The sequence below is a fragment of the Microbacterium sp. 2MCAF23 genome (genome assembly GCF_052115565.1).
Taxonomy (GTDB): domain Bacteria; phylum Actinomycetota; class Actinomycetes; order Actinomycetales; family Microbacteriaceae; genus Microbacterium.
Genome location: NZ_JBFRGY010000023.1, coordinates 1 through 9,133, shown reverse-complemented (window position 1 = coordinate 9,133; position 9,133 = coordinate 1). Strand labels below are relative to the sequence as shown.

General features: G+C 70.5%; 6 protein-coding genes. All 6 read right to left on the bottom strand.

What is annotated here, in order from left to right:
- Positions 1-168: 168 nt before the first annotated feature.
- The 6 genes from AB4078_RS18635 to AB4078_RS18610 all read right to left on the bottom strand — a co-directional run bounded on the left by AB4078_RS18635 (position 169) and on the right by AB4078_RS18610 (position 8,800).
- The gene (locus AB4078_RS18635) at positions 169-876 is read right to left on the bottom strand and encodes a hypothetical protein (protein ID WP_441978377.1); all 708 of its coding nucleotides are present in this window, start codon (positions 874-876) and stop codon (positions 169-171) included.
- A complete protein-coding gene (locus AB4078_RS18630; protein WP_441978376.1) occupies positions 876-1,481 on the bottom strand; it encodes a hypothetical protein in 606 nt (201 codons plus the stop codon). Before AB4078_RS18630 ends, AB4078_RS18635 begins: the two co-directional genes overlap by 1 nt.
- Entirely contained in the window at positions 1,478-2,554 is a 1,077-nt protein-coding gene (locus AB4078_RS18625) for a hypothetical protein (RefSeq protein ID WP_441978375.1), read from the bottom strand. The genes AB4078_RS18630 and AB4078_RS18625 overlap by 4 nt, the downstream gene beginning before the upstream one ends.
- 14 nt (positions 2,555-2,568) lie before the next feature.
- The gene (locus AB4078_RS18620; protein ID WP_441978374.1) at positions 2,569-2,934 is read right to left on the bottom strand and encodes a hypothetical protein; all 366 of its coding nucleotides are present in this window, start codon (positions 2,932-2,934) and stop codon (positions 2,569-2,571) included.
- An 84-nt stretch (positions 2,935-3,018) separates the two neighbouring features.
- Positions 3,019-7,530, bottom strand: a complete 4,512-nt coding sequence (locus tag AB4078_RS18615) for an FtsK/SpoIIIE domain-containing protein (protein WP_441978373.1) — start codon at positions 7,528-7,530, stop codon at positions 3,019-3,021.
- Between the two features lie 64 nt (positions 7,531-7,594).
- Positions 7,595-8,800 carry an RDD family protein gene (locus tag AB4078_RS18610; RefSeq protein WP_441978372.1) on the bottom strand — a complete coding sequence of 402 codons (1,206 nt, stop codon included), beginning with the start codon at positions 8,798-8,800 and terminating at the stop codon, positions 7,595-7,597.
- Positions 8,801-9,133 lie beyond the last annotated feature (333 nt).

Sequence of the window (9,133 nt, the reverse complement as noted above, 5' to 3'; positions counted from 1 at the left end):
GTTGTCCACCTGCCCCTTCAGCTTCTCCAGCTGACCCTGAATGTCATCACGAGCCTGCGACAGCGACGACGCCACCTGCTCCATCTCCGCATAAGACGCACCGAAATCGGCCATCATCCACCTCCGGTAATCGATTGGACCGGACCACCTCGGCCCGACACAACGAGCCTACCCAGCCCCTCGCACCACGGTCGATGGGGAGAAGTCCCCACCCGGATACTCCCAGGCATCCCCGAACGGCACGGCCTCGCCGACGAACGCTTCGGCCCACCCGTCGTCATCCGGCGCGAAGCCCTCGGCGCGCGCGCCGGCCAGCACCGCCTGGACGATCTCCTGCACGGCGATGAGCTCTCCCGGAGGCAGCGGTCCCAGGACCGCGCAGAGCGACGCGCCGACACCGGGGTACAGCCACCGCCGCGTCGCGAGGACGTGCCCGTGGTCCTGGACCACGAACAGCGTCGTCACGCCGGTGCCGAGGTGCTCCGTCGGGTGCGTGCGCGCCACCGGCCCGAGGAAGGCGGCGCGATCCCACACCAGGTCGCGCCGGGCAGGATCGTCGGTCCGCGTGGTCGCGAACAGCAGGAAGGGTGCGACGATGCCGCCGACCGGATCCGCCAGCACGAAACGCCACTCGGCGGATCCGTCCGCGCCGGCCGGCTCCGCCGCGAGGCCCGCCGCGAACATCGCGAGGCGCTCGCGCAGCGGCTCGGCCTCCGGGTGCGCGGCGACGTGGCGTGCGACGACGTCCCGCGCCCACGCGTCCGCGGCGCCGGCCGGCCGCGGCTCGACCGGCAGGAAACGGCCCTCGTCATAGGCGAGCTCGAGCGCCAGCGAAGTGCGCTCACTCGCCCTACGGGGCGGTGCGAAGGGATCCATCACTCCTCGATCCATGTGAAGGTCTCCAGATGCGCGTCCATGAGGCGCTCCCACGCCACGAGGGCGGGATCCTCCGGCGCCAGCGCGCCGGAGTGGGCCACCGCCGCCGTCCAGCGCACGGCCTGCGTGCGGCGGGTGCCGGGGATGGCGATCAGGTAGCTCACCGTGGTCATGACGATCTTCCCGCCGGTCTGCTCGACCGGGACGCGCTGCGCCCATCGCGCGATGAGCCGGTGCGGGTCGAGAGGACGCGCGCCCAGCCGGCGGATCGCGTCGTCCAGGATGCGGTCCGGCGCGGAGAGCGGATCCGCGCCGACCTTCGTGCCGATCAGGCTCGCCGCGCCGCGGGTCCATGCGGGAGAGTCCTCATCCGCGACGGCGTAGCAGAACGCCTTCTGCGCGCGCAGGTCGGCGAAAGTCGCCCGGATGCGCCGCTCGTGGTCGGCGGCGAGGGCCGCGTCATCGGCCACGCCCCGGCCGGTGCCGGCAAGCAGCGCTTCCTCGGTCTCGCGACTGAGGTCGTGCTGCCGCCAGCCGACGGGCAGCACCATCAGATACTGCGGGACGCGCACCCCGCCGAGGAGTTCCTCGCGCAGGCCGCTCATCGCAGCGGGTCCTCGGAACGGCGCCGGGGGTTGGCGAGGCGGTTCCACATGCCCGTCGCGATGTCCTTGCCGGCCCCGACGAGCGCGGACACCCCCGCGAATCCGGTCGCCAGCGCATCGCCGGGATGATCCGCGTTGGCCTGGTAGATCTTCTGCACGACACGGGTCGTGATGTCCTTGGCGGAGGATTCTCCGCCAACGATCACGACTCTCCCCATCGTGAGGGATTCGCCGACCGACCGGATCGTGGGTCCGATGAGCGGCAGGATGCCGATCGTGGCGAGGATCGGTTCGGACACGTCGTTGGTGTCGCGCCGGGCGAACCGGGTCCAGGCGACGCCCGCGCCCAGAATCGACGAGCCGATGCTAACCGGCTGCCCGCCCGGGATGAAGCTCGTCAGCAGCGCGGTCGCGGAAAACCGATCCTGCGCGGCGGACAGCCCGCCGCGCAGGTCGTCGTCGGGCGTGTCGTGGATCTTCCCCTGTTCGGCCCTGCCGATCGCCGCCGCCGTCCTCGTCCAGTTGCCGTGCCAGAGGTCCCACTGCACGTCATAGGCCCTCGCGCGGTTCTCCCACGCGGTGCGCGCGGCGTCCGCGGCTGCGGTCGCGGCGTGGAACGCTTCGCGCTGCTTGTCCTCCGCGGCCTGGCGGAGCGCGGCGTCGCCGGAGTCCGCTCCTGTCGGGTAGTCCGGGCTTTGAAGACCGGCCGTCATGGCCACCTCCCGCTTGAGGTTGTACGCGGCCCACAGCTCGGTGAGATCATCGAGGATCGGCCGCATCTCGCTCTGCTCCCACATCAGGAACTGGGCGTAGTTGCGCAGCGGACCCACGACGGCCCGATACAGCTCCGCCGCCTGGCGCAGGTCGCCGATCACGAGGCCTGCATCGTCGATCAGCGACTGGACGGCCTGCCCCTGGCCGGTGATCCCGCTGTCCACGAGGCGTTGCAACACGGTCACCGCGTGCTGCATCTGCGTGCCCCGAGTCTCGATCTCGTTCGCACGCCGCGCGATCACGCCCGAGTCGCCGTCGATCAGACCGATCGGGTGCCCCGCGGGCGAGGTCTTCGGCATCGGTTCCGCCTGCATCAGCGCACCGCCTTCCGCACGCCGGCAGATGGGGATGCCGCGGCCGGGGATGCCGCGGCTGGGGATGCCGCGGCTGGGGAGGCCGCGTTCGTCCGCACGTCCCAGTCCTTGATCGACGTCACCACACGGGTCAGCCGTGTCTCGAGCTCGGAGCATCTGTCCATCAGCTGCACGCGCCGGTCGTCCCATCTGCTCTCGAAGTCATCGACCGCGTCGTGCAGCAGCATCTCCCCGTACGGGTGTCCCACCGCATCGCGCAGAGCGACTCCGCGCGTGTACGCGTGCTCGAGTTCATCCCGCACATCTGCGAGCTCTTTCTGCAGAGCCTGAAGCTCCGCATACGTGACCCTGACCACGTCAGCCATCTGTCAACCCCCGTCGATTCGCCGTGTCCTTCGAGGCTATCTACGCGGTCTCCCGCCCCGCGATGGGGAGGGATCCCCATCCGCTCAGACGAGCCGGTCCCCCTCCACGAGCGGCAGCTGCACGATGACCTGGCGACCGGCCTGCACGTAGATGCCGCGCCCCTCCGGGAAGTCGGTGCGCTTGACCTTCGGGAACGGCACCTTGAACACGGTCTCGCCGTCGAAGGCGTCGGGCTTGAGCACGATGCCCTTGCGCCCCGCCTTGAACTCGCCGATGTACCCGAATCCGCTGGTGGCCTGGGTCACGTCCAGGTCGCCCACGAGCAGGTGATCACTGCGGTTGATCGCCTGGAACAGCTCCTTGAGCGGACGTTCGGCGGGACCGTCGGCGAACTGCGGCACGTCCTCGATCACGACCATGACCCGCACCGGCATCGACTCGTCCGCGACGAGCTCCACCAGCTCCGCGGCGAGCTCCTTCGCGGCATCCGGCGTCGTCGCGCTGCGGGTCCAGTCGGCGTACTCCTTGAGCTGGGCGCGACGGCCGCCGAAGTGGAACAGCTTCACCTCCGGATCGAAGCGGCGCATCGACGTGACCAGCCCCTTGAGCGCCGTCGTCTTGCCGGACAGCGGCGGGCCTGCGACGAGGAACGTGCCGATCGGGTCGAAGTCGCGCGCTGCCAGCGTGTCCTCGGCCACGCCGAGCACCGGGAACTCGCCGATCCGGTCGGGCAGCGCGGAGATCGCGAGCCGCGTAGGCAGCGATCCGATCTCGGCGACCTCGCGGGCGCCCGCCACGCGCAGCTCGGCTGCCAGCGCCTCCAGCAGCTTGGTCTGCTCGGCCACGTTCGGGGTGCCGCCGAGCGTGGCGATCTGCGTCTCCAGGCCGTCGACGATCGCACGGCCCGGTGCCGAGCGCTCGTCCAGCACGTCCTTCGGCGCGTTCAGCATCGCGTATCCGGTCTCGTCGGACAGACGCAGCACGACCTTGCGCGACACGTTCGCGCTGACCGCGGTGGGCACCGAGCCCGACCGGTCCGCCGTCGCGACCACGTGCACGCCGAGGGGGCGACCCTCGCCGAGGATGCGCATGAACGTCTGGTAGAAGGGCATCCGCGCCGTGGTCGACTCCCATTCGCCGCGGAACTGCGGGAACCCGTCCAGCAGGAACAGGATCCGCGGCTCGTCGGTACCGGTCAGCTCGCGGTACTCCGTCAGGCTCGCGGCGTTGGCGGCGCTGAACCGCTTGCCGCGGTCGTCCAGCACGCGCGCGAGCGAGCGCAGGATGCGCTGCACGCGCTCGGCGTCGTCTCCCGCGATCACGGATCCCACGTGCGGCAGGATCTCCAGGCTCTTCAGCGCGCCGGATCCGAAGTCCAGCGCGTAGACCTCGACGTTCGTGGCCGCGTCGAAGCCCGCGGCGATAGCCATGGTGCGCAGCACGGTCGACTTGCCCGCGCCACTCGTGCCGTAGACCAGCAGGGATCCGTCACGGTCGGGCACGAAGTACGTCGGCTCCTGCAGCTGACGGGAGGGGACGTCCATCTTGCCGAGCAGGATCTGCCCGTCGCCGAGCGTGGGCAAGTCGCGGATGTCGACCGCGTGCTCCAGGTCGTCGAGCCACGGGCGGCGGGGCGCGGGGATCCCGGCCTGTGCCGCCGCCTGCACGAGCGTCGCCACGATGCGCTTCTGGTCGTTGGGACCGAGGTCGCCGTCGTGGCTGTCCGACTCCGGCTCCTGGTCGGGCTCCCACAGCTGGGTGGATCCGAACCGCAGCTCGGCCACCCGCACGTCGGCCACCTGCACCTCGTCGGTGGACCAGCCGCCCGCGTACGCGGACTGGAACGGCACGAGCCGGCCTGGGCCGGTCTTGGCGATTCCGCGGCCCGGGATCGACGGCGGGAAGGTCGCGGCGATGCCGTCGTCGACCACGTCCTTGGAGTCGGACTCGTCGGCCATCCGCAGCGCCACGCGCAGATTCGTGTTGGCGCGCAGGTTGTCCTTGATGACACCGGCTGGCCGCTGCGTCGCCATGATCAGGTGGATGCCGAGTGAGCGACCGCGCTGGGCGATGTCGACGACGCCGTCGACGAATTCCGGCACCTCGCCGGCGAGGGCGGCGAACTCGTCGATCACGAGCACGAGCGCGGGCGGCGTATCCGGGTCGCGACGCTTCTCGAGCTCGAGCAGGTCCTTCGCCTTCTTGCGGTTGAACAGGTGCTCGCGGTGGTGCAGCTCGGCGCGGAGGCTCGTGAGCGCGCGTCGGACGAGGTGCGGGCTGAGGTCGGTGACCAGGCCTACAGTGTGCGGCAAGTCGACGCAGTCGGCGAATGCGGATCCGCCCTTGTAGTCCACGAACAGGAACGTCACCCGGTCGGGACTGTGCGCGGCGGCCATGCCGAGCACCCACGCCTGCAGGAACTCGCTCTTGCCCGCGCCCGTGGTGCCGCCGACAAGGGCGTGCGGGCCCTGGGTGCGCAGGTCGAGCGTCATCGCGTCGGTCTGCGCCTGGCCGATGATAGCGCGCAGGTTGCCCGCCTTCTTCAGCCGCGGCTGCGGAGCGCCGGAGCGGTCCAGGATCGTGTTGTTCTGCCGCCAGCGATCGATCACGGCGGTCGGATCCGACGCCGTCTCGGATCCGACCAGCGAGAGGAACATCACCGAGTTCGGGATGTCCGAGGCGTCCTCCACGACTGTCGAAGCGTCGACCACGGGCGCGAGGCGCTTCGCGAACATCGTCATGTACGCGTGCGAGACGCCCTCGACCTTGACGTCCGGATAGGCGACGCCGCTGCGCACGGTGCCGACGCGGGCGTGCTCCAGTCCCGCCGTCACGTCGACGAAGCTCCGGCACGCGGCCGGCAGCGCCTCGACGACCGGGGCGACGAACAGCGCGTACACGCCCACCTCGGCACCGCGCTCGAGGATCTGCGTGAGCCGGGCGCGGTCCACGGGTGCGTCGTTGGTCACGATGACGACCACGGCGGCTCTGCCCGCGAACGTGGACTCCTCCGCAGCGCGCTTGACGTCGGTTCCGTACCGCATCGGGTTCCAGTCCTCGCCGTACGGCAGGCGACGTGCGCCGGCTCCCTTGGAGCGGCGCAGCACGATCTCCTCCAGGCCGTTCAGCAAGGCGGCACCGGTCGAGGCCGAATCGGCGAGCGCCATCTCCTTGAACGGGTTGCGTTCGCTGGACGTGTGCGGCAGCCAGGTGAGCCAGTCCAGCTCGTGCGCCCAGCCGGGTTCGGTGAGCGCGACGCAGACGAGCTCGTTCGGCGAGTGCATGCCGAACAGCTGCACCGAGAGTCCGCGCAGCGCGTCGCCGGCAGCCGACGTCGGGCCGGCGACGCCGATGGATCCCACACTCTGCAGCGACTCCAGGATCGGCACGTCGTCGATCATCCGGTACCGCTCGTCGAGCCGATCTACGCGCTCGACGTACTCAGGCAGCGCTTCGTCCGTCTCCGAGCGCCGGATGACCGTGCGGGACAGGTCCGTGCAACTGCCCAGGCGCACGCTGAGGAAGTTCCAGTGCTCAGGGCGGCGCGTCCACAGCAGCGGACCGAGCCGCATCGCCTCATCGAACACAACGGCGACGGCGGGCACTTCGTTGTTGCGCACCGAGTGCTCACGCGGGCGGGCGTGGTAGAGCCTTTCTTCGAGGCGCTCGAACTGGTCTTCGAACACCTCCGCCTCCTTGCGCAGGCGCTGGCCCATGTGGGTCTTCTGCGAGATGAAGTTGCCGAACATCATCATCGGGGAAGCCGCAGCCATGAGCAGCGACATCGGGCGCTGCGTGATGGCCCACATCGTCACGGCGAGCAGGATCGGCGCGACCAGCATCGGCCACGGGAACAGTCGCTGCACCTCGTCACGGGGGTAGCGCGGCTCCTCGATCTCCTCACCGGCGAAGCGCTCCTCCACCCGCGGGCTGCGATTGAACAGCAGCGCGCCGCCGCGCTCGAGCACCGGATCCTGATCCGCGGCGGTACCGTCGAAGTCGCTGACGACGCGTACCACGATCTCGCTGTCGCCGAGCGTGAACGGCTGACCTGGGATCACCCGCAGGCGCTGCACCAGGCCGCCGTCGACGAGGATCCCGTTCGCCGAGTTCAGATCGACGAGTTCGACGAACGTCGCGGCGACCTCGATGCGCGCGTGTTTCTTGGAGACGAGGGGATCGGCGAGGTGCACGCCGGCCGAGGCCTCGCGGCCGATCACGAAGTGACCGATCGGCAGGGAGAACTCCTGGCCGGCGGCCGGTCCGGAGAGCACCCGCAGGTGCGCGGCCGGGCGGGCGCCCGCGGTGCCGGTCGCGATCCGGCCGGCGCCGAGGTTCACGATCTCGGTGAGGAAGCCGGATCCGACCGGGGCATCACCGATCGCGAGGTCGGGGTTGAGCGTCACCAGGTGCTCGCTCGTGGGCGGCGCGACCGAGAGCGTGAGCGTCTCGCCGTGTGCGACCTGGATGGAGCGCAGCGGATCGGTCGTGGCGATGTGGTGCGCGACATCGGCGACCGTGGCCGTGGAGTCGGCGGTGACGACGATATCGGTGAGCGGAGAGCCGGGGCGGCGCAGGGTGAGCTTGACCTTCATCGGTGATCCTCCGGGCGGCGCTCGCGCGCTGTCGTGTCTGCGGCGGCCGCGCGGGCGCCGGGGGTCATGCCTGCTCCACGAGCAGGCTGCGGTCACCGAAGCGCAGCACGTCACCGGCGCGCAGCTCAGCCGGGTGCCCCGGCGTCAGCGGGTGCTCCGCGCCGTCGCGGACGATCGAGCTGCCGTTGGTGGAGCCGCGGTCGACGGCGACGACACCGCGGCGCGAGAGCAGGATCGCGACGTGGGTCTTGGAGACCGAACGGGTCTCGTCGGGCACCCGCACGAGCTGCACCTCGCCCTCTCCTGGGCCCGCTGCGGTAGAAGAGCCGTCGCCGGCAGCGACCGCTGGCGCGCGTCCGATCAGGGTCGTCGTGTGCACCTGGATCCGCTCGCCGTTGTCGATCACGAGCACCGCGCGGGGGCCGGAGACCGCGGAGCCCGCTGCGAGGACCGCCGCGGGCGGCTGCGGCGAGCCCGGCCGAGGCGCCGCATCCGGGGCCGGAGCCGGCTCCTCCACGGGTGAGATCGAGGGAGGCTGCCACGTCTCTGCAGCGCTGGCGGGGGCCGTCGCAGGCGCGGGGGCCCCCGCAGGCGCAGGAGCCGCCGCAGGCGCAGGAGCCGCCGCAGACACGGGAGCCGTGGCGCGGTGCGCGCCGACGACGCCTCCGGAGAATCGTCCGGTCGGCACATACACAGCGGGCGCGTCGCGATCCACGGGCGTCGCCAGCGACGGCAGCTCCGGGGCCGCCTCATGCACCTCGGCCGTGTACTGCTTGCGCGCGATCCTCATCCGCTTCGCATCGTACGGGTTGAGACCGAGACGCACGTCCACCAACCATGTCGCGGCGATCCGGTCGGCCCAGCCGCGGCCGCGGCGCTCGACGTCGAACAGCGGCGACAGCGCGATCACGAGCAGGGGTCCGATCAGCGGGATCAGAAACGACGCGGCGAGGATCAGATAACGCACCACCGCGCCGCGCCAGAAGCCGGGTTTCTCCAGCGTGCGCGCGTTGACCGTGCGGATCCCGCACACGGCCTTGCCGAGGGTCACGCCCTTGAGTCCGTGCAGGATGAGCTGGACGAGCGTGAAGACGAGCATGAGCACGTACGAGACGATCAACGGGAGCAGGATCCAGATCAGATCCTTGCGGGCCAGCAGGCCCTGTGGATCGGCAGCGCTCAGCAGTGCCAGGTGGGTGCCGGCGATCGTGCCCGGGATGACGATGACGAGCGCAACGAGCAGCTCGAGCAGTGTGGCCAGAGCCCTCATGCCGCCCCTCGCCGGGAGGAGCCCTAGCGCCTTCGCGTACGCCGGATCAGGTCGACCGCTCGCGTCCAGACCCTCAATGTCGGTGGACTGGACCGGAATCTCCCAGATGTCGTTCGACAGGCTCATATCCCCTCACGTTATCAACGTCCGATCCGTCCGTCGTGCGACGCCACCCGGACGCGAACGGGCGGGGGTCGGTGCACGACCCCCGCCCGCACACCAACGGTCAGTGACCGGCGAGCTGCTGATCCAACTCCTGGATCTTGTGCATCATCCCCGTCAGCGACTCCGACATGCTGTGGATCCCATCCACCGCATGCTTCAGACCCGTCG